The following is a 20,033-nucleotide window of genomic DNA, read 5'->3' as shown; positions in this document are numbered from 1 at the left end:
GCTAGGCTTGTCGGGTTCATACAAACAAAAATGAGGATGAAGGACGCCATGCAGGCGCATGAAGACGGAGCGGAGAGTACGGTAACGCAGGCTATGTCTGCCTCCGCACCGGGGCCAATGACGGCTCTGGCAAAACGGGCACGGCTTGCGGCACGCACTCTGGCCACCAGCCCTACTTCAGCGCGGGATAGGGCACTCTGGGCAGCAGCCGCTGCCCTGCGTGAGGCGTCCGACACGATTTTGGAAGCCAACGCCAAGGATCTTGCTGACTCAACAGCAAAAGATGCCTTCCGCGACCGGCTGACCCTTACCCCCGAACGCATCGAAGCTATTGCGCGGGGCCTTGAGGATATGGCGGATCTTCCAGACCCCGTGGGGCGCGTTCTGGAAGAATGGACACGCCCTAACGGCCTTCGTATTCGCCGTGTAGCAACGCCGGTGGGTGTCATCGGTGTTATTTATGAAAGCCGCCCGAATGTGGGGGCAGATGCTGCTGGCCTGTGCATCAAGTCCGGCAACGCAGTATTGCTGCGGGGTGGCTCTGAAAGCCTACATAGTGCTCGTGCTATTCATGCCGCCATGCAGGCCGGTTTGCGCGCAGCAGGCCTGCCGGAAGATGCTGTTCTGATTGCCCCGGATGCTGACCGGAAGCATGTGGCAGAAATGCTTGGTGCCTCCGGCTTGGTAGACCTGCTTATCCCGCGTGGCGGGCGTTCACTGGTTGAGCGCGTGCAGAAGGATGCTCGGGTGCCGGTTCTGGCTCACGCTGACGGGCTGTGTCACACCTATGTGCATGCCGCAGCAGACCACGGTATGGCCCGCCGTATTGTGCTGAATGCCAAAATGCGCCGGACTGGCATTTGCGGTGCTACGGAAACCCTGCTGATTGATGCCGCCATTGCCCCAACCCTGCTGCCGTCTATCGTGGCGGATCTGGCCGAATTCGGGTGTACCTTCAAGGCCGATGCCGCAGCGCGTGAAATTGTCCCCACGCTGCCAGCGGCCACGGAGCAGGATTTCAGGACGGAATGGCTGGATGCCGTGCTGAATATTGCGGTTGTTGATGGGGTGGACGAGGCGCTGGACCATATCAGCCGCTTTGGGTCTTCCCATACTGAGGCTATTGTCACGGCGGATGAGGCTGTCGCTAATCGCTTCATGACCGGGACAGATAGTGCTGTTGTCATGTGGAATGCGTCCACCCAGTTCTGTGATGGAGGCGAGTTTGGTTTTGGGGCAGAAATTGGTATTGCCACTGGCCGTTTCCATGCGCGTGGCCCCGTGGGGGTCGAGCAGTTGACAACCTTCCGATATGAGGTGGTGGGCACCGGGCAGGTTCGGTCCTGAGGCAGGTTGCCAAGTCGGGCCATGTTCCACTTTACGGAGATGGCCGCCATACGCGTATTGGTCTTCTTGGTGGGTCCTTCAACCCGGCCCATGCAGGACATTTGGCCATTGCGCGCAGGGCTTTGCAGGCTTTGAAGCTCGATCAGGTTTGGTTCATGGTCTCTCCCGGTAATCCGCTGAAAGCTGTTGAGGGAATGGCACCATTTGCCAAACGTATGGCATCCGTACTCGCACTGGTTGATGGCCACCGGTTGATTGCAACGGATATTGAAGCTCGACTCGGTACCCGTTACACGCTGGATACTGTGCGCAAACTGCACCGGCGTTTTCCAGCCGTGCAGTTTGTCTGGCTGACGGGTGCGGATGGCTTTGCAACTCTGTCCCGTTGGAAAGGGTGGAAAAATCTCGTGAGACACGTGCCCATAGCCGTTATGCCCAGACCTGGGCAGAACACCGCTGCCTTGCATGGGGTGGCAGGGTACTATATGGCGCGGTGGCGTATACCTGCCCGCCGGGCAGCTTTGCTGCCAACACTAAAACCCCCGGTATGGGCGTTTCTTCCAGGGCGACAAACCGGTATATCTGCAACATCTATCCGCCAGAGCGGGGCGTTTGACAGTGGTGCAAACCACATACCCCCATCTGGTCTGTCACACTCAGGAGAACGGTCATAACCACTCAGCCTCCCTCCGAGACGCCAAAGCGTACCCGCGCGGCCTCGGCTACCAAAACAGGTGCTGCCAAAACAGCATCTTCCCGTACCAAACTGGCTGGCGCTGTTGCAGCGACAGGCTCCGTGCGCAAAAAAGCGGCTACGTCTGGTCCCAAGAAAGCCAAGCGTGAGCCTATTGCGCCTGACGTGCTGGAGCAGGCCCTGACCCTCATCACCACCAGTCTGGATGATGATAAGGCCGAAGACATCGTTGTTATCGACCTGACAGGCCGTGCCTCTTTTGCAGACAGAATGGTGATTGCAACTGGTCTGGCCGACCGGCAGATTGCGGCTATGGCACAGCATATTGAGCGCAAGCTCAAGGAAATTGGCCTCAAGCGCATGACCATTGAAGGCGCAAACGGCTCTGACTGGGTGCTGCTGGATACAGGTGACATTGTTGTGCATCTGTTCAAACCAGAAGCACGTGAACTGTATGGCCTTGAGAAAATGTGGGGCGCTGCACTGGATGATGGTGCTGCTGAGGCTGTGCCTACAGCCTGACCGGATCAGTTTTCTTATGGTGTGTGACAGCGTTTGCCGTGCCTGCTGTGTAATGACTGTGAGGCAGGCATGAAGCTGGTTGCCGTTGGCCGCATGAAAGACAAGGCTGAGGTTGCGTTGGTTGAACGCTACCTCAAGCGGCTCCGGCCCAAGCTGGATATTGTGGAACTGCCAGATGGCCGGGGTAGCCCGGATGAGATCAAACGGCGGGAAGGGCAGGCCATTCTGGCTGCATGCCCACCACAGGCTTTTATTGTGGTGCTGGATGAAGCCGGCAAAAGCTGGAGCAGTGTTGAGCTCTCCAACGCTATTGCTGACTGGTCTGCCCTTGGGCGGACGTTATGCTTTGTCATTGGTGGCGCAGAAGGGCTGGATGCAGCGGTCGTGGCGCGGTCTGATGCGGCTTTATCTTTCGGCTCGCTCACATGGCCGCACATGCTGGTGCGCATCATGCTTGTAGAGCAAATTTACAGAGCCCAGGCCATTGCTGCGGGGCACCCTTATCACCGGGCGGGCCGCCCCTGATCCGGCGCGGCTGTTTTTAGGAAAAATCGAGGGTGGAAAACTGATCTTCAGGCGACAGTTTTTCCCACTTGCGGCAATGTGTCCGCAGTATTTTCGCAAATTTGTTGACCAACGGCATATTCTGTCCGGTACGCACCGCTACAGCCAAAGTGGCGCGTGGTGCTGGGTCACTGATGGTATGAAATGTCACACCGCCAGCATGAATTTGGCACAAAGAACGCGGCACGACTGAAACCCCCAGCCCTGCGGCAACCAGAGGGACGGTCCCTGCAATCTGGGGTGCCTGCTGCCCAAGCTTGGGGGTGACGCCAGCGGCCTGATAGGCTGAAAGTATGGCATCATGAAAACCCGGCCCTAACTCACGCGGGAAAATAATAAGCGGTTCATCCGCAACCATATCCAGACTAATGACAGGCTTGTTGGTAAGGGGGTGACCACGCGGAAGCGCTATTACTGTTGGTTCATCCAGAAGATGGGAGACTGAAAGGCGGGTGGGGTCCGTAACCGGTGGGCGGATAATGGCAATGTCCGTACTGGATTCATGTAGGGCCGCGCACAAGGCAGGCGTATTGCTTTCTTCCATGGAGAGCGTGACGTCCGGTGCCACATCCCGGAAGGCTCTGATGGCAAGCGGAATAACGGGCAGGAGTGGTACAGCCCCCGCCAAGCCCAGACGGATATGCCCGACCTCTCCGCGTGCCATGCCCTCCGCCGTGACCAGAAACTGATGTTGCAGCTCCAGAATAGCGCGAGCACGGGGCAGAAGTGTTGCACCAATTTCTGTCAGGGCAACGCCCCGCGTCTGGCGTTCAAAAAGCTGGACGCCCAGATTGCGTTCCAGTTGTCGAATTTGCTGACTAAGAGGCGGCTGCTCTATGCCCAGTTCTTCTGCCGCACGGGTAATGCTCCCATGGTCAGCTACGGTCACAAAGTAACGTAAATGCCTGATATCCATAAACCCATACATAAAGAATATGAGTAAGTCATTCAATATATAGTGGAGGACTGAGGGCTGCTGTAATACCGTTTGTGCTTCACGGTTTCTTCATGAAAGTTCTTATGGTGCGCAGCGTTCAGACAGATTTGGTACAAGACACACAAGTTGCCTCGGCACGTGTGGAAAGCAAAACCAAGCATAAACCTGTTGCCAACCGCCTGTATCAAACCTCAACCATGGCTGCACTGCTAGATGCCGTGTATGATGGAGAGACCACGCTGGATGAACTGCTCCAACACGGAAATTTCGGGTTGGGGACATTTAACGCTCTTGATGGCGAAATGATTGTAACTGATGGCGTTGCCCGCCAGTTCCGGGCTGAAGGGGTAGCAGCAGAGGTGCCGGGAACCCTGAAAACTCCATTTGCCTGCGTGACGTATTTTGAGCCTGAGCAGACCGTGTCTATCGAGGAGCCGCTGGATAAAGCGGGGTTTGAAGCATTAGTCGACCGGCTTGTGGGTAACCCTAACCTGTTTGCAGCCGTACGCTTTACAGGGGTGTGTGAGAGGGTGGATACACGCACGGTATTCTGCCAATGTCATCCCTATCCGCCCATGCTGGAGGTTGTGAAAAAACAGCCAACTCTGACACTGAATGCGGTGCAGGGCACCATGATTGGTTTTCGGACTCCGGCCTATATGCAGGGCATTAATGTTGCCGGGTACCATGTGCATTTTCTGACAGAAGATCAAAAACGTGGCGGCCATGTTACGGAGTATAAAGTGACCAAGGGCACGCTGGAAGTGGCAACCATTTCGGATGTTGATATCCGCTTACCCAGAACGCAGCAGTTTGCCAAAGCCAATTTAAGCCCAGAGCATTTGCATCAGGCCATTCAGGAAGCCGAAGGCGGCTAGCCTCACGCTTCCTCTGATGCCTCACAGGCGTAGCAGCACAGGGCACAAAGTACCCTGTCGGAGGTGTTACCGTGCCTGAGTGTGCAGCTATGCGCTTTTGATATTTCACTCTGCTGGTTTTTTGTTATAACAAACGCCACAAAGTGAGAGCACGCTCTGTATAGGGTCACTGTATCTGCCTCTCACCGCACCGTTCACGGAGCATGAGAGATCTGAAACCAGATGCAGTTTTCCGATGACATAGCGACACAGTTTTCATGATACATCTCGGTTACGTGCTACCCTGCGGTCTTGGCCGCAGGAAAACACAGCATCAGGCTGCCTGTGCGGCATGATGTGTCGTGGGCTGAACTCAACCCCGGCCATGGGTGCCCAGACCAGTACAGGTGCAGTGTGCGACCTGATCTGGTGTGCGGCTATTGGCCAAAATGCCCCCGCCAGAGAGGCCTCAAGGCCTCCGGTGGTCCCCTCTCTTGTCAAAAACTTGATTGGTGCAGGTGAAAACCTGTGTCCTAGCCGGAGGTCTTTATGAAAATTGGTTTGTTTATACCGTGTTATATTGACGCATTTTACCCTAACACCGGCGTTGCCACGCTGGAGCTTCTCGAAAAGCTGGGGCAGGATGTTGAATACCCCTTGGGCCAGACCTGTTGTGGCCAGCCTATGGCAAACTCCGGCTGTAATTCTGATGCTGCGGCTGCTGAAGCACTGTTTGTCAAAAACTTTGCCAAATATGATGCCATTGTCATGCCATCAGGGAGCTGTGCTCACCATGTGAAAGACAACTTTGACGCCATTCCCCAGACGGATGAGGTCAAGCATGTGCGTGAAAACACTTATGAGCTGGTCGAATTCCTGCACGATGTGCTGAAGGTTGAGGAGTTCCCGTGGGCGGAGTTTCCGCACAAGGTCGGCCTGCATAATAGCTGCGGCACACTCCGTGCCCTGCGGACGGCAAGCATGTCCGAACTGGGCGAACCATTTTTCTCCAAACCGATGGACCTGCTGAACAAGGTGAAGGGTATCTCCTTTGCAACGCCGCGGCGGCCGGATGAGTGCTGTGGCTTTGGTGGCACCTTTTCTGTGACCGAAGAAGCGGTTTCCGCCCGCATGGGGCTGGATAAAGTGCGCGATCATCATGATGCCGGGGCTGAATATATTGTTTCGGCAGACACCTCCTGCATGATGCATCAGCAAGGCTGTGCTGAACGTGGTGGCGTGCCGATCCGCTTTATTCATATTGCAGAAATCCTGAACGGAGCACGGGCATGAGCAAGGTTAAACCCGTTAATCATGCCAAGGCGGCAGAAGCCTTTCTGGAAGATGCACCACATCTGACATTCCACGATGAACGCTTGTGGGACATGCGGCAGAAGCGGGATCAGCAGATGCATCTGCTGCCCGAATGGCAGGACCTCCGCACCCGTGCGTCTGAAATTAAAGAGCACACGCTGGCCAACCTGCCGGAATATCTGGAGCAGTTTGAAGCCAACGCCAAGAAAAATGGCATTCATGTGCATTGGGCAGCCGATGCCGCGGAACATAACCGTATTGTTGGCGAAATTCTGGAAAAGCATAACGCCAAGTCGCTGATCAAAAGCAAGTCCATGGTCACGGAAGAATGTGACATGCGGGCTTATCTTGAGCCACGTGGCGTGACCGTGACCGAAACAGATCTGGGCGAGCGTATTCAGCAGCTTGATGACCAGATGCCCAGCCATATTGTGGTGCCTGCGGTTCATAAGCTTGTGCCCGATGTGGCCAAGATTTTTGCCAAAAACTACCACACAGACCCTGATGAGAAGAGCCCACAGGCTCTAGCAGAATCTCAGCGCATGGCCGCGCGCCCGGTAATTCTGTCAGCAGATGCCGGTATGACAGGCGGCAACTTTCTGGTGGCTGAAACCGGAACCTTCGTGGTGTGCACCAACGAAGGCAACGCAGACCTCAGCTCAACAGTGCCCAACCTGCATATTGCTACACTGGGTATCGAGCGTATTGTGCCGCGTATGGCAGACCTTGGCGTGTTTGTGCGCCTGCTGTCCCGCAGTGCCCTTGGCTCTCCCATCACGCAGTACACTACGCATTTCCGTGGCCCGCAAAAGGGCGGGGAGATGCACATTGTGCTGGTGGATAACGGCCGCTCTGCCCGTCTGGGGATGGAGGAGTTCTGGACTTCTCTCAAATGCATCCGCTGTGGCGCCTGCATGAATACCTGCCCCGTTTACCGTCGTTCAGGTGGTCTGTCTTACGGGGCTGTGTATTCTGGCCCGATCGGGGCGATTATCGACCCGACCTTTAACGAGCGGAAATACAGCACATTGCCGTTTGCCTCGACCATGAATGGGAGTTGCACCAATGTGTGCCCGGTCAAAATCAATATTCACGAGCAACTGTATAAGTGGCGTCGTGTGCTGGCTGAGCATCATGAACTTCCCTTTGTGAAGCGGGAGATCATGCACATGGCGGGTCGTCTTATGGGCCAGCCTACCCTGTACCGCACGGCTATTAATGGGACAGAGGTGGCTTTGAGCACATTGCCGCGCTTTGTTCTGTACAACTGGCTTAACCCGTGGGGTAAGCACCGCGAACTGCCGCACCCGGTCAAGCAGACCTTCCATAGCTGGTACAAGGAAAACCGCCTGAAAAAGGGGAAAGCCCAATGAGTTCTCGTGACAAAGTTCTGGCAACCCTGCGTGCCAACCGGCCAGACCCTGCGGCTCATCCTCTGCCTCCCGTTGCCGTGTTTGGCGATATGGATAAGGGTCGTGAGCGCTTTGAAAATGCGCTTCAACTGCTAGGAGGCCAGATCCTGCTACGGCAGGAAGGTGATACGCTGGCAACAGCTATTGCACGCCGGTTTCCGGATGCGCATGTCATTTGCTCTGCCGTGCCGGATTTTGAAGGCAGTATCCGCATTGAAGATGTGGAGTCCCCCCAACAGGCTGCGGCGACAGACGTGCTGGTGGTCCGTGCGCCGTTTGGTATTGCGGAAACCGGCTCTATTTTTCTCAGTGAAGCACAGTTGAACAGCCTGAATTCTGCGGCGCACCTGACGCAGCATATCGTTGTTATTCTGTCCGAACATAATGTGACGGCCAACATGCACACGGCCTATCTGGAACGGCCGGAATTTCATACCGCCAACTATGGCGTGCTGATGACCGGGCCGTCCGCCACAGCCGATATTCAGGGTGTGCTTATTCGTGGGGCGCAGGGGGTCAGAAGCCTGTCTGTCTGGTGGGAATAAGTCTCTGCCCGGCTGGCTGATAACGCCAGTTGGTACAAAGTGCGGAACAAGTGGGCGGGGGAGGGAAGCAGGTCTTCCTTTCCCCGTCTTGCGTTTGATCCCGGAAAAATGAGACACCTCCTTATGCCAGACCTGAATAATCGCGCCGACCTTAAACTCTCACCTGATCACGCCTTAACGGACGAGCAACAACAGCTTGTTGACCGCATAGAAGCATTTTGCCTGAAGCATGAGGGCGATGGGCCGGGTGCTGTGTTTGTGGTGCAAGGCGCAGCAGGAACCGGAAAAAGCATTGTCATGAACAGTGCTTTTGCACGATTGAGACAACGCGCGGCAGCCAAGGACGGAAACGCCCTGTCCGGGCAGAACATGGTTTTTCTGGTCAATCATCCCGAGATGATCAAGCTCTACCGCCGCATTGCCGAGGGCGTGTCCTGTTTACGCAAGCGGGACTACGAACGGCCTACAAGTTTCATCAATCAGGCCCACAAGACCGGGCAAAAGACAGACATTGTTTTTATTGATGAGGCGCATCTGCTCCTCAGCCGGAGGGATGCCTATAACCGCTTTTTGCAGGATAACCAGCTTGAGGAAATACTCCGCCTCAGCCGGGTTGTGGTCATGGTTTTTGACCCCTGTCAGGTGCTTAAATTCAAAAGTTTTTGGGATGAATCTGCCTTGCACCGGATTTTAGGGGATAGGCAGGTTGTAGTTCAGCATCTTACTACTCAATTCCGTATGCAGGCCCATGACGATGTTATCGGCTGGATAGACGCATTCTGCCATCAAAGGCTGCTGCCGCTTCCGGCCCCCCAGCCTTTTGATTTCCAGATATTTGAAGATGCACAGGCGTTGTATGAGGCTATCCGCGCCCATGAAGCACAGCTTGGGCTATGCCGGATGGTTGCCACTTATGACTACCCGTATGTTCTGGACGGACAGGACCATTTTATAACGGAAGGGCGCTTTCATTTACGGTGGGACCGATCACTGCCGCAGGAACGCCTGCCATGGGCTGAGCGCCCCGATACAATTGATGAGGTTGGGTCCGTTTACACAGTGCAGGGGTTTGACCTGAATTATATAGGCCTCATTTTAGGCCCCAGCGTCGATTATGATCCGGAAACTGATAAAATTATTCTGCACACAGCCTGTTATCAGGATAGTGCGGCCTTTGCGGGGCAGTCAGCGGTTGAAAACCCAGCCGCCGCCAAGGAGCAGATCATGCTGAATGCACTAAATGTGCTCATGACCCGCCCAGTGAGGGGACTCTATCTTTATGTCAGTCGCCCGGCACTCCATCAGCGGCTTAAGACGCTATGGCAGCAACGCAGTGCCCTTTAACCCTTATGCGGTATGGCGCACAGGGTAACCGGTTATGTGCGGGATGACCGTACCCGCACTTTTGCAGGCTTACGCAGGCATTTGTGGCGGTACAACTGCATGATGGACATTAACTGAACTCCGACCAATCCCCCGTCAATGAGCCCTTTGGTCCAGTCGGTAAAACCCAGAGACATAGAAAAGGGGAGGGCAACAGCTGGCATAATGGAGAAAAACGTCAAGAGCCGTGTTGTTTTGTCTTGCATAGTACGTTGCCCTTTTTCTGTTTGCTATAGAAACGAGTCCGTATCCCTCACACTACATCACTCTCCGGCCGCGTTTGCAAATAGTATTCGCAGGCTCCCCTGCGCTATTTGCTAATGGGAATGGTGACAACAGCGCCGGGGTTTTTGGTTGTTTTGGAGAGCTCCAGCAAAATTTGCAGCATGGTAAAGGCCAGTTTGCTGTCAAAGTCATCCTTTGCAATCCAGTAGTAACGCCGGTCGTAACGCACGGACACAAAAGGCGACTGCTTGGGCGCTTTGTCATCCACATGCACGGTGACAATGGGTTTTGTCTCACGTCCTACCAGCATGACACGGGCCAAAGTGCGGCCGGAGATAATATCTTGGGGCGGCACTTCTATCTGATAGGCAATCTGCCCCATAACCCCCAGCATGGTGCGAGTGAGAAGCCTGATCTGCCCGCGGGCGGGCTTGCCTGCGCCATAAACCACCTCAACCCGCTCATCATTTTGAGGCATGTTGAAGAAGCGGCGTGTTTCATAAACCACCTCGGCCAATAGCGGGTCACTGGTGGAAGAGATGGACAGAAAAACGCGGTCAAAGGACGGTGTTTTGCCGGGTACTTCCGGGCTGTGTTCAAGCTGAATACCCAGAAGTCCGGCCACCTGTAGCAGGCGCAGGTCATGGATTAGCTCAAAAAATTCAGGCGAGCCACGGCCAACGTTGCCACCAATCGCTCCGGCATTGCTGATGAGATTAACGGATTGCACGGCAAGACGGAACAGCACGTCAATGGGTAGGCCACCCATGGCCAGCGGCAACAAACTGCCCGGCGGCAGGGGGCGCAGGAAGGTTTGCGCATAGGCATCCCCGGTAACAGGCTGGAAGGTAAAGGTTGGGCTTTCCTGTAACTGGGTGCCAATACCACCATAGGGACGAACAACGCCGGTATCGGTCCCCACACCAACAGAAATGTTATGTTGGAGCTGGTAGCCAGAAATAAGCTGCGTTGTGTCCAGAAAACCGGGCGTGTCAGCATAACGCAGGCGCACCACGTTCAGCAGGGTCTGGCGTTTACTGGAGTCCATAAGCGCATGGGAGTAGTCGTTCTGGTCTTGGTCCAGCCGGTAGGAGCCAACACTATAACAACCGCTGACTAAAAGCAGCGCACTACATAAAACGGTTCTCAGGAAGCCATGCATACTAGAGAATTCTCGGTCTTTCAGTGGCTAATATAATGAGGCGCAGAGGCACGGCGGGCTACCTTGTTTGTCTCAGCGGGTGTCTCAGGCTGTCACGTCCCTGCGGGGTGGCTAAGGAAAAACGCGGCAAACAGAAGGATGTTGCAAAGGCTGCATGGGGCCTTGTGCCGGGCTAAAGCTATCAATGGCTTTAATTAAGCGTGAGGCAGTGTTCTGGCTGGTTCGCGGGAAGGACGCTGTGTCAGAAATACCGTTTAGGCAACGGCACTGTCCTGCATTTAGGGGCAGAACAGTGCCGGTTATGCGTTAGCCTTTTACGCGTTCAATCTGGGCACCGCAGGCGGCCAGTTTGCGCTCAACGGCTTCATAACCCCGGTCAAGGTGGTAAACGCGGCTGAGAATGGTCTCACCATGTGCAGCTAGCCCGGCCAGAATGAGCGAGAACGAGGCCCGCAGGTCTGTCGCCATGACAGGAGCGCCAGACAGGCTGTGCACGCCCCGGATAATGGCGGAAGACCCATGTACGTTAATGCGCGCCCCCATCCGGTTGAGTTCTGGCACATGCATGAAACGGTTTTCAAAAATCGTTTCCGTAATCATGGAGGCACCTTCCGCCACAGACAGCAGCGCCATGAACTGGGCCTGCATATCCGTGGGGAAACCGGGGTAAGGCTCGGTCATAATGTCAATGCCACGCAACGCGCCTGTCCGGCGGACACGCATGGCATCACCTTCCTGCGTTACTTCCACACCAGCTTCTTCAAAAGCCCTTACAACAGCGCCAAGATGGTCTATCTGGCCACCAATCAGGCGCAAGTCCCCGCCGGTTATGGCTGCCGCACACGCATAGGTGCCGCACTCAATGCGGTCAGACATGATGCGATGTTGGGCCCCGTGTAGAGCCTCAACGCCTTCAATCATGATGTGGCCTGTGCCTGCACCCGTAATTTTGGCTCCCATGGCGTTCAGGCAGTTTGCCAGATCCACCATTTCCGGTTCACGCGCGGCGTTGACAATTTCCGTGCGCCCTTTGGCAAGAGTTGCGGCCATCATCAGGTTTTCCGTCGCTCCAACGGAAGCAAACGGCAGCATGATACGGTCACCCACCAGCCCATTGGGGGCGCGGGCATTAATGTAGCCATTTTCCAGCGTAATAGTGGCACCAAGTGCCTCCAGCCCTTTCAGGTGAAGGTCAACCGGGCGGGTGCCAATGGCGCACCCACCGGGTAGGGACACGCGGGCTTCCCGGCAGCGGGCCAGCAACGGACCAAGCACCAGAATGGAGGCCCGCATTTTGGACACGATGTCATACGGTGCTTCCGTGCTGGTAATTCCTCCACCAACGGACAGGGTAGTGTGGTCGTTACCAACCGTTTCCACCGTCAGGCCATGCTGGGTCAGCAGGGCGCGCATTGTTGCAATGTCAGCAATATGCGGCACGTTGGTCAGCACCAGTCGTTCGGATGTCAGCAATCCGGCAACCAGCAGCTTCAGCCCGGCATTCTTGGCACCGCCAATTGTAATCTCACCGTGTAGGGGTTTACCGCCCCGAATAATAAATCTGTCCATCAGTCTCGCTTACATGCGGGGGGTAGTAACGCCGTTCTGGCCCATATATTTGCCTGCGCGGTCTGCGTAGCTGGTCTCGCACGGGCTATCGCCCTTGAAGAACAGGAACTGGCAGATTCCCTCATTGGCATAAATGCGCGCTGGCAGCGGTGTGGTATTGCTGATTTCAATTGTAACCTGCCCCTCCCACTCTGGTTCTAGCGGGGTGACATTCACAATAATACCGCAGCGTGCGTAAGTGGATTTGCCAAGGCACACAACAAGCACGTCCCGCGGGATGCGGAAATATTCAATGGTGTGGGCCAGCACAAAGCTGTTGGGCGGGATAATGCATTCATCTGCCTTGCGGGAGACAAACCCATCAGGGCTGAAGTTCTTGGGGTCTACAATGGCGTTGTTCACATCCGTAAAAATACGGAAGTCATCTGCCACACGCGCATCGTAACCGTAGGAAGACAGGCCGTAGGAAATAACCCCTTCGCGCTTCTGGGTTTCGACAAATGGTTCGATCATGCCGTGATCTTTTGACATCTGACGTATCCATGTATCGGGCATCACGGGCATGTCGGGTTTTCTCCAGTCTCTGTGGTTGTGGCGGCAAGGGGTTCCTGCTCGTCTGCTTCCTGTTCCTGCCGGGTACGGGCCTGCTGCTTGCGGCGGCGGAGGTTTGCGCGCAGGGCCGCAGCCTGACGGGCAGCCCGCTGGGCTTTTGCCTCGGCAGCTTTAGTGGACACACGTGTGCCGGAGGAGGAGGGAGAAGGCGTATCAGTCATGCCAGCGCCTGATGAAGTGGAAAGTCGTCTCTGCTGACTAGCAGAGCAAACCAGCCATGCCTAGGGCTGCATGATTGACCGCGCACGGTTATTCTGCACGCCCGAGGCCAGCCTCCGGCGTGCAGAAAGAACGGGATTAGAGGTTAGCAATAAGCTTGAGGCCAACAATGGCCGCATTGCGGATATGGTGGGTTTCACCGGGATGGATCATGTATTGAAAGGTCGGCTGGACCAGTACACCGGGGAAAGCATCAATCGCATAATAGGATTCAATGATGTGCGAATTATCCTGCACACCATGCAGCGTTGGCCCTAAGCCCAGCCCTGCGTCCTGAGCAATAATCTGGCTGTCCCGCCTGCGACGGCTGACATGGTACCAGGAATACAGCACGCCAAAACGGTCAGTCAGGCGGCTAGGCAGTAATCCCACGAAAGAAAAGCCGCCATAAACCTGATCAGACAAATTCACAACGCGGGGGGTGACATGCACATACCCTGCCATCAGGTAGCCACCGGCCATCATGTTTCGGCCACCCCGGCGATAGACCATCTGGTCTGCTTCCAGCCAGAACATGTCAGAGGGGGCCGAGCGCTTGTCGGGTATGGTCTGTGCTAGTTTGGCGGGTATGGCGGAGGTTATCTTGTCCGCATAGCGTGTCGTGTCATGTGCGTAGCCCAATACATAATGACCAGGCAGACGGTTACGAGTCAAAAACGGCTGCCATGTAAATTCTATGGGCAGGGACAGGCCTGTTGCGTTTTCAGCCCCCCATGACCAGCCGCTGGGGTTATCTGTCAGAGCACTGACGGAATAGGCACCGACCTGCAATGCAGTGTCACGCGTGGGACGAATCCGGACCCGTGCGCCCCATGTTGCTTTTGGGTACACGCTAAAGCCGGGGTTCTGCTTCAAAGCGACTGGGGCGGAACAGGTTACCATGAAGGAGCACAGCAACGGAGATGTAGCGAACACATGTGTGAGCGACATGCGGCCAAAAATAACGTCCATACGGTTATGGAGCATGCGTTTTTCCGCATACATATCCACCAGATGCGCTGCTACGTTGCCAGAGAGGGAGTAGACCTCCTGCATAGCCACATAGTATTCACCCAACCGACCATTCTGAAGTGCTTTACCCGCACGCTCCATGACTAGGGCGTGCACGGACCAGCCTTTCAGGTGTGCCATACGCTCAAGGTCAAAGACTGTCTGAAGTGTGAGCTCATGCACGTAGCTCACGCCCTTCTTGATACCCCCGCTGGCAACACCCATAGCCTCACCCTTGTAGGTGAAGGAGAAGGTAAAGCCCCGGTCGTGCAGCCATTTGCGGGGAGGGTCTAATAACGGGACCAGATGCCCCGTTCCCGCTGTTGGCACGTAGTAGGGGTCGTTCATGTCAGAGCGGCGCAAGGCATCAAGGCGGGGAGGGAGCAAGCCGGACGGCCCCTCCCAGTGTGTCAGGGCGTCCAGTTCCAGCGTGTGGGCTGCTCCCTGTTCTTCCCCGGCTGGTGCGTAGGACTGAACGCTCATGGTTGCGTAGCCCGGTGACGGCAGAATTGGTACGCCACTGGGGGGGATGGGCGTGTTGGCTGGACGCTTGATAGCTGAGGGATCGGGCTCGAAGCTATCCACGTCCGGGGTGCTGCTTGTGCTGAGCGGCTGTAACGTCACAATAGGTGCCGTGTGAGGCGTGGTGGTGCTGGCGGGCGTATGCTGCCCGGAGGCGGCGGTGGCAGGCTTGCCCACAGTGGCAGGTGCAGCAAACGCTTTTGGGGTTGCTCCGGACCAGAGCGCCACCAGAGCAAGGGCTGCATATCCCTTGTCTTTGCTCACAGGGAAAAGGCACGACATGGCGCGCTGCTTTGTGCAGCCTTCTTGTGACAGTGGCATGACTGTACTCGTTTTTAAGAAAACTGTGTGGAGGTCAGATTTTAGAAAAAATCAGACCAAGGCGCGGGTTCTGGCTATCAGGCTGTTACAGTGTGCCGAAGCACATAAACGGCGGGAACCAGGCCATGCTGGGGCAGCCAGGCAGCAGCAAGATTTGCTGCCTCAACGGCCAGATGAGCACACGGTACAGGCTTGTAGCAAAAGAGAAGCTGTTTCATGAAGCTGAAGACCATTTCTTTTTTATTTTTGTGGTCAGGCGCAAATTTGAAACAGAAACCTCAACACCCGTCAACAGTGTGAGGCATGTTATAACACAAATGGGTAAATTTCTAAAATAGTGTTACTGGAAAACAAGTATTGAGAATTTGTTATAACAGAAAATCGTGCGGGACTAAATATCCTGCCAGCCGCACAGTGTGGCGTTAGCATGGTGCAAGCCGGCTTTAAAACCTGCGGAGCAAAGGGCTTCAAACTCCGCCTCATGTTCGTAGGTCGGCATCAGCTTTTGCAGCAGGTCATTTTTATGGGAAGCCGGGTGAAAATAGATTTCTGACACGCCCTCAGGCAAATGGGCAGCAAGTGCAGCCACTCGGTCCGGGGTCATGTGCCCGCTCCATGCCAGCCCGAAGCACCAGTCATTTGTTACCATACCGGCTGAGCGGATCTGGTGGCGGAGCAGGCGCGTCCAATGCCGGAGGGCGGCGTCTCCCAATGTGTCGGTATAGGTGCCAGCGGCATAAAGCGGTGCGGTTGGCTCTAGGGGGGTACGGATAGCCCGTAGGCCATACTTTCGGCCAATATCAATCAGAAGCTGACCTACCGTTGGGTGGAGATGCATGTGCTTGTGCGCATTGGCATGATCAAGCGTAAGCCCGGTGCGGCGGAAGGCTTCAAACTGGGCCGTTATCTCTGCTCTCAGTTCGCGCCGCCCTTCAGGGCGAAAAAAATAATCCACTCCCAACCCAAGCTGGGAGGAAGAAAACCAGCCATCTGGCTGTGTAATGACTGGTAATTGTGGGTGAGGAAGGGTGGAGGCTCCTTCAATCACTACCAGATGCAGGCCAACGCGCAGAGTGGGCAGGCGTTTGGCCCGTTCTATGGCGTCCTCTACCGCTGGACCGGCCACCATAAGGCTGGCGGTTGAAAGCACACCATCACGGTGGGCAATCTCAATTGCTTCATTGACTTCAACGGAAAGGCCGAAATCATCAGCCGAGATAATGGCACGTTTCATAGGGAAGGAACTTCAACCTCCCGCAGAGGAATATTCCCCTGCGAGACGCGTGTTTGGGGTCATCAGGCCGCTTTGTTGCGGTCACGCAGGAAGTGGAAGAACTCCACGCCTTCGCGCAGGCGGCGCTTCATCATCTGCGGTGAGCGCACCATTTCGTTCACGATGGAAGCAATCTTGGGCGCACGGAAATAGAATTTACGGTAAAATTCTTCCACGCCGTTGAAAATTTCTGTGTGAGACAGATGCGGGTAGTGCAGCGGCGCCATCTGTACGCCGTTTTCGTCAATCAGCTCGGCATTGCTCTCGTCCAGCCAACCGTTCTCGGTTGCTTGCTTGTGCAGAGCGGTGCCGGGGTATGGAGCAGCCAGAGAAACCTGCAATGTATGCGGGTTGATTTCTTTGGCGAACTTGATGGTTTCCTGAATGGTTTCCTTCGTTTCGCCCGGCAGGCCAAGAATAAAGGTGCCGTGAATCTTGATACCGAGTTCATGGCAGTTCTTGGTGAACTCACGCGCAACTTCTACGCGCATACCCTTCTTGATGTTGTGCAGGATCTGCTGGTTGCCGCTTTCGTACCCTACCAGCAGCAGGCGCAGGCCGTTGTCCCGCAGAACTTTCAAGGTCTCGCGTGGCACATTGGCTTTGGCATTGCAGGACCAGGTGACACCCAGCTTGCCCAGTTCACGCGCAATGGCTTCTGCGCGGGGCAGGTCATCGGTGAAGGTATCATCGTCAAAGAAGAATTCTTTAACCTGCGGGAAGTACTGTTTAGCCAGACGGATTTCTGCGGCAACATGTTCCGGGCTGCGGGTGCGGTAGCGGTGGCCACCAACAGTCTGCGGCCACAGGCAGAAGGTGCAGCGGGACTTACAGCCACGACCCGTATAGATGGAAATATACGGGTGCATCAGGTAACCGATGAAGTAATCTTCAATCTTCAGGTCACGTTTGTACACTTCCGTTACGAAGGGCAGGCTGTCCATGTCTTCAATCATGGCGCGGTCGCGGTTGGTGATGATTTCACCATCCTTATTGCGCCACGTAATGCCGTCCACATCCTTGAAATCGCGGCCTTCGGCAATTTCCTTGATGGTGTAGTCAAACTCATTGCGTGCAACGAAGTCGATCGGCGGGCCTTTCAGCAGGCTTTCATCTGGTTGAACGGCAACCTTGGCCCCAACCATGCCGATAATCAGCTTGGGGTTTGCGTCTTTGAGCATCTGAGCCACCTGCACATCCTTGGTGAAGGATGGTGTGGAGGTGTGCAGAATAACCAGATCGCGGTTTTTCACGTCTTCCAGAATGGGTTCCATGCCCATACCGGTGGGGGGAGCATCAATCAGGCGGCTGCCTTCAACCATTGCAGCAGGCTGTGCCAACCATGTTGGATACCAGAATGATTTGATTTCCCGCTTTGCCTGATAGCGGGAGCCGGCGCCACCATCAAAGCCATCAAAAGACGGAGGCTGAAGAAAAAGGGTTCTCATCATGGGAGTCTGATTCCTGACAAGGCTGGGAGGTATACTGAGCAGTGCTCAGCTAAATTATCGGTAGGCATTACTCCCCAGCGCGGCTGGAGACAACCCGAATCACCCTTCTGGCGATAAATGGCTGGTAGTCGGTGGGGGCACTGTATGGGGGGCAACGTGCATGGTCTGGCCCCGCCAGTCTACACGCGTTCCGCTGGCACTGCCCACCATAATGGCGGCAGACAGCCAGTCCCGCAGGGGGAGTAGCAGCAGGGGCCATAGCTGATGGGTGCCTACGGCACGGTCAATGGTAAAGGACGTGGCGGCCCGAATACCCCACACCGCGAGAAATAGCAGGCAGGCCCAAAGAGCATGAGGCTGAAACAGCCAGACCAAAGATGCCCAGAACAAGGGAAGCTGAATGGAAGAGGCCGCGTAGCCAGCGGGAGCCAACGTACAAACCGTGCGGCCCCATCGTAATTCATGGCTGAAGAGGTCATAGGCTGACTGTTCTGCAACGGTGGTCCATGTCATGCAGTCAGCAATGGCAATAGTGTGCCCGGCTTGCCGGACCAGCCGCCCCAGCACGGCATCATCCGCTACATGCGGGAGCAATGCCTCCAGCCCGCCAACGGCTGCCAGCATGGGGCGCGTTAAAGCCATTGTTGCACCAAGGCAGTCCTGCCGCCCCAGATAGCGGGACAGAATGACGCCGGGCAAAAAATTATGGTTGATCTGACAGGCGGCCAGCATCTGTACCAGCCGGGAGGACGCCGGTAGTCCAGCGTAAAGCGTTGTGACCAGACCGGTATTGGGCGTGTGGAGCGCTGTGACAATATGTTGCAGATAGTCCGGGCTGACATGAATGTCAGAGTCGGAAATAACCAGAACATCATGCTTTGCAAAAGGCAGCATATTAATCAGGTTACTGATTTTACGATTCAGCCCATGCACCGCTGGATTGACAACAATTTGCATGTCCAGATGAGGGTGACGTTCCCGCAGGCGCTCAACGCTGGCTATGGCGGGGTCATCATGGTCACGAACCCCAAATAGCAGCTGGATAGTGGGGTAGTCCTGCGTACAGAAGCTCTCAAGCGCTTCTTCAAGAAGTGGCTCTGACCCATAGAGGGGTTTGAGCACCGTAACGGGGGGCAGGGGCTTGAACGTAACAGGCCGCCGTTCCTGCCTCCGGAAACGGTTGAGAAGTGCTGCACCGGCCAGGGACTGAAAACATCCCGCTACAGCCAGTGCAGCGCTTGAATAAGCCAGAAAGGGAAAAACAGACATTAAAAATCGACCGTTCCAAGGCCCTTGGCCGGGCCGATATCTCGTCTGCTTTTCGTCACAACCAGCGTATCCTGCTTTACTCGTTTGAAAATGTTTTGGTTTTGCGTTCCAGAACAGTGATCAGACCGGAAACCCCACTGGATGCCAAGGTAGAGCGGAAGTCTGAACGCTGGGCAGCAGCCTGACTAATGCGGGCTTCAGCCAGCAGCACATCGATAATACGCCAGCCGGAGGCTTCCTTATGCATGATGTAGCTGACCGGGGTGCCCGGCATGCTGTCAGTAGAGCCGATAAAGGTGTTGACGATTTTGTTGCCACCAACCGGTGAGTTTTCAACGGAAGGTGTCACTGTAAAGCGAGCGCCTGCGCCCGGTTTAAAGCTGGAGACGTAGCGGGCAATCGTGAAGTCACGAAACGCAGCCAGTAGCTTCTGTTTATCGTCAGCGCCAAGAGACTGGTAACGCACACCCACTGACGCGCCCAGCACAGTGTCCAGATCAAAAGACTGGTCAACCGCTGCGCCAACAATCTTGGCCCGTTCGTCAAAGCTGCCATGCATGGTCTGGATCTTATCCAGCGCGGCATAGAGGCTGTTGACAGGAGCGCTGACAGCGCTGTCCGGTGCGGTTTGAGCCAGAGCCACCGGAGCGAGCATGCTCAGCCCTGCGGTGGGAAGAAGAGCCATGCCCAGACCGAGCATAAGCCCCGTACGAAGAGAAATACGTTTCATGCTCATGATTTTGTTCCCGTTGAGCTATTTGGCAAGTTCACTGAGAGCATGTCTCCGATGCCCAGTGCGCTGAGAGCGGTTTGTACGATGTGTGGGGCTGTGAGGCCAGCCTGAT

Annotated in this window: 20 protein-coding genes; 9 read left to right on the top strand and 11 right to left on the bottom strand. The window is 55.5% G+C overall.

The window, feature by feature from the left end; genetic code table 11:
* Nucleotides 1-48 precede the first annotated feature (48 nt).
* The 4 genes from ACTIDN_RS10710 to ACTIDN_RS10695 all read left to right on the top strand — a co-directional run bounded on the left by ACTIDN_RS10710 (nt 49) and on the right by ACTIDN_RS10695 (nt 3,088).
* Nucleotides 49-1,347 (top strand): glutamate-5-semialdehyde dehydrogenase, encoded by a 1,299-nt coding sequence (locus tag ACTIDN_RS10710; RefSeq protein WP_441377044.1) that lies wholly within the window; start codon nt 49-51, stop codon nt 1,345-1,347.
* A complete protein-coding gene (locus tag ACTIDN_RS10705) occupies nt 1,344-2,021 on the top strand; it encodes a nicotinate-nucleotide adenylyltransferase (protein ID WP_441377043.1) in 678 nt (225 codons plus the stop codon). The genes ACTIDN_RS10710 and ACTIDN_RS10705 overlap by 4 nt, the downstream gene beginning before the upstream one ends.
* 92 nt (nt 2,022-2,113) lie before the next feature.
* Nucleotides 2,114-2,563 (top strand): ribosome silencing factor, encoded by a 450-nt coding sequence (rsfS, locus tag ACTIDN_RS10700; protein WP_086650666.1) that lies wholly within the window; start codon nt 2,114-2,116, stop codon nt 2,561-2,563.
* A 69-nt stretch (nt 2,564-2,632) separates the two neighbouring features.
* The gene (locus ACTIDN_RS10695; RefSeq protein ID WP_415508624.1) at nt 2,633-3,088 is read left to right on the top strand and encodes a 23S rRNA (pseudouridine(1915)-N(3))-methyltransferase RlmH; all 456 of its coding nucleotides are present in this window, start codon (nt 2,633-2,635) and stop codon (nt 3,086-3,088) included.
* A 16-nt stretch (nt 3,089-3,104) separates the two neighbouring features.
* Here ACTIDN_RS10695 and ACTIDN_RS10690 read toward each other — a convergent pair whose 3' ends face one another.
* On the bottom strand, nt 3,105-4,043 hold the full coding sequence (locus ACTIDN_RS10690; protein ID WP_048837250.1) for a LysR family transcriptional regulator: 939 nt from the start codon (nt 4,041-4,043) through the stop codon (nt 3,105-3,107).
* A 92-nt stretch (nt 4,044-4,135) separates the two neighbouring features.
* Here ACTIDN_RS10690 and budA point away from each other — a divergent pair, with 92 nt between their 5' ends.
* The 5 genes from budA to ACTIDN_RS10665 all read left to right on the top strand — a co-directional run bounded on the left by budA (nt 4,136) and on the right by ACTIDN_RS10665 (nt 9,536).
* Nucleotides 4,136-4,942 carry an acetolactate decarboxylase gene (budA, locus tag ACTIDN_RS10685; RefSeq protein WP_441377033.1) on the top strand — a complete coding sequence of 269 codons (807 nt, stop codon included), beginning with the start codon at nt 4,136-4,138 and terminating at the stop codon, nt 4,940-4,942.
* A 528-nt stretch (nt 4,943-5,470) separates the two neighbouring features.
* The gene (locus ACTIDN_RS10680; RefSeq protein ID WP_048837249.1) at nt 5,471-6,214 is read left to right on the top strand and encodes a (Fe-S)-binding protein; all 744 of its coding nucleotides are present in this window, start codon (nt 5,471-5,473) and stop codon (nt 6,212-6,214) included.
* Nucleotides 6,211-7,608 (top strand): lactate utilization protein B, encoded by a 1,398-nt coding sequence (locus ACTIDN_RS10675; protein ID WP_048837248.1) that lies wholly within the window; start codon nt 6,211-6,213, stop codon nt 7,606-7,608. The genes ACTIDN_RS10680 and ACTIDN_RS10675 overlap by 4 nt, the downstream gene beginning before the upstream one ends.
* Nucleotides 7,605-8,192 carry a LutC/YkgG family protein gene (locus ACTIDN_RS10670; protein ID WP_415508626.1) on the top strand — a complete coding sequence of 196 codons (588 nt, stop codon included), beginning with the start codon at nt 7,605-7,607 and terminating at the stop codon, nt 8,190-8,192. Before ACTIDN_RS10675 ends, ACTIDN_RS10670 begins: the two co-directional genes overlap by 4 nt.
* 108 nt (nt 8,193-8,300) lie before the next feature.
* A complete protein-coding gene (locus ACTIDN_RS10665) occupies nt 8,301-9,536 on the top strand; it encodes a DNA/RNA helicase domain-containing protein (protein WP_441377032.1) in 1,236 nt (411 codons plus the stop codon).
* A 32-nt stretch (nt 9,537-9,568) separates the two neighbouring features.
* Here the strand turns inward: ACTIDN_RS10665 and ACTIDN_RS10660 are convergent, their stop codons facing one another.
* The 10 genes from ACTIDN_RS10660 to ACTIDN_RS10615 all read right to left on the bottom strand — a co-directional run bounded on the left by ACTIDN_RS10660 (nt 9,569) and on the right by ACTIDN_RS10615 (nt 19,918).
* Nucleotides 9,569-9,781 (bottom strand): hypothetical protein, encoded by a 213-nt coding sequence (locus ACTIDN_RS10660; RefSeq protein WP_441377031.1) that lies wholly within the window; start codon nt 9,779-9,781, stop codon nt 9,569-9,571.
* 104 nt (nt 9,782-9,885) lie between these two features.
* A complete protein-coding gene (locus tag ACTIDN_RS10655) occupies nt 9,886-10,962 on the bottom strand; it encodes a hypothetical protein (protein WP_048837244.1) in 1,077 nt (358 codons plus the stop codon).
* A 306-nt stretch (nt 10,963-11,268) separates the two neighbouring features.
* Entirely contained in the window at nt 11,269-12,531 is a 1,263-nt protein-coding gene (gene murA, locus ACTIDN_RS10650; protein ID WP_441377030.1) for a UDP-N-acetylglucosamine 1-carboxyvinyltransferase, read from the bottom strand.
* Between the two features lie 9 nt (nt 12,532-12,540).
* Entirely contained in the window at nt 12,541-13,095 is a 555-nt protein-coding gene (dcd, locus tag ACTIDN_RS10645) for a dCTP deaminase (protein ID WP_048837242.1), read from the bottom strand.
* Entirely contained in the window at nt 13,086-13,304 is a 219-nt protein-coding gene (locus tag ACTIDN_RS10640; protein WP_415508628.1) for a hypothetical protein, read from the bottom strand. The genes dcd and ACTIDN_RS10640 overlap by 10 nt, the downstream gene beginning before the upstream one ends.
* 136 nt (nt 13,305-13,440) lie before the next feature.
* Nucleotides 13,441-15,156: a carbohydrate porin gene (locus tag ACTIDN_RS10635; protein WP_441377029.1), complete on the bottom strand. Its 1,716-nt coding sequence runs from the start codon at nt 15,154-15,156 to the stop codon at nt 13,441-13,443.
* A gap of 430 nt (nt 15,157-15,586) precedes the next feature.
* The gene (hpnK, locus tag ACTIDN_RS10630) at nt 15,587-16,429 is read right to left on the bottom strand and encodes a hopanoid biosynthesis-associated protein HpnK (protein ID WP_415508630.1); all 843 of its coding nucleotides are present in this window, start codon (nt 16,427-16,429) and stop codon (nt 15,587-15,589) included.
* A 62-nt stretch (nt 16,430-16,491) separates the two neighbouring features.
* Nucleotides 16,492-17,919: a hopanoid biosynthesis associated radical SAM protein HpnJ gene (gene hpnJ, locus ACTIDN_RS10625; protein ID WP_048837238.1), complete on the bottom strand. Its 1,428-nt coding sequence runs from the start codon at nt 17,917-17,919 to the stop codon at nt 16,492-16,494.
* A 99-nt stretch (nt 17,920-18,018) separates the two neighbouring features.
* Nucleotides 18,019-19,188, bottom strand: a complete 1,170-nt coding sequence (hpnI, locus tag ACTIDN_RS10620; protein WP_441377028.1) for a bacteriohopanetetrol glucosamine biosynthesis glycosyltransferase HpnI — start codon at nt 19,186-19,188, stop codon at nt 18,019-18,021.
* Nucleotides 19,189-19,264: 76 nt separating this feature from the next.
* A complete protein-coding gene (locus tag ACTIDN_RS10615) occupies nt 19,265-19,918 on the bottom strand; it encodes an ABC transporter substrate-binding protein (protein WP_441377042.1) in 654 nt (217 codons plus the stop codon).
* Nucleotides 19,919-20,033 lie beyond the last annotated feature (115 nt).

Source organism: Acetobacter sp., from assembly GCF_052102375.1.
Classification (GTDB): domain Bacteria; phylum Pseudomonadota; class Alphaproteobacteria; order Acetobacterales; family Acetobacteraceae; genus Acetobacter.
Note: the sequence above shows the minus strand (reverse complement) of the source record. Positions and strands in the feature narration are given on the sequence as shown.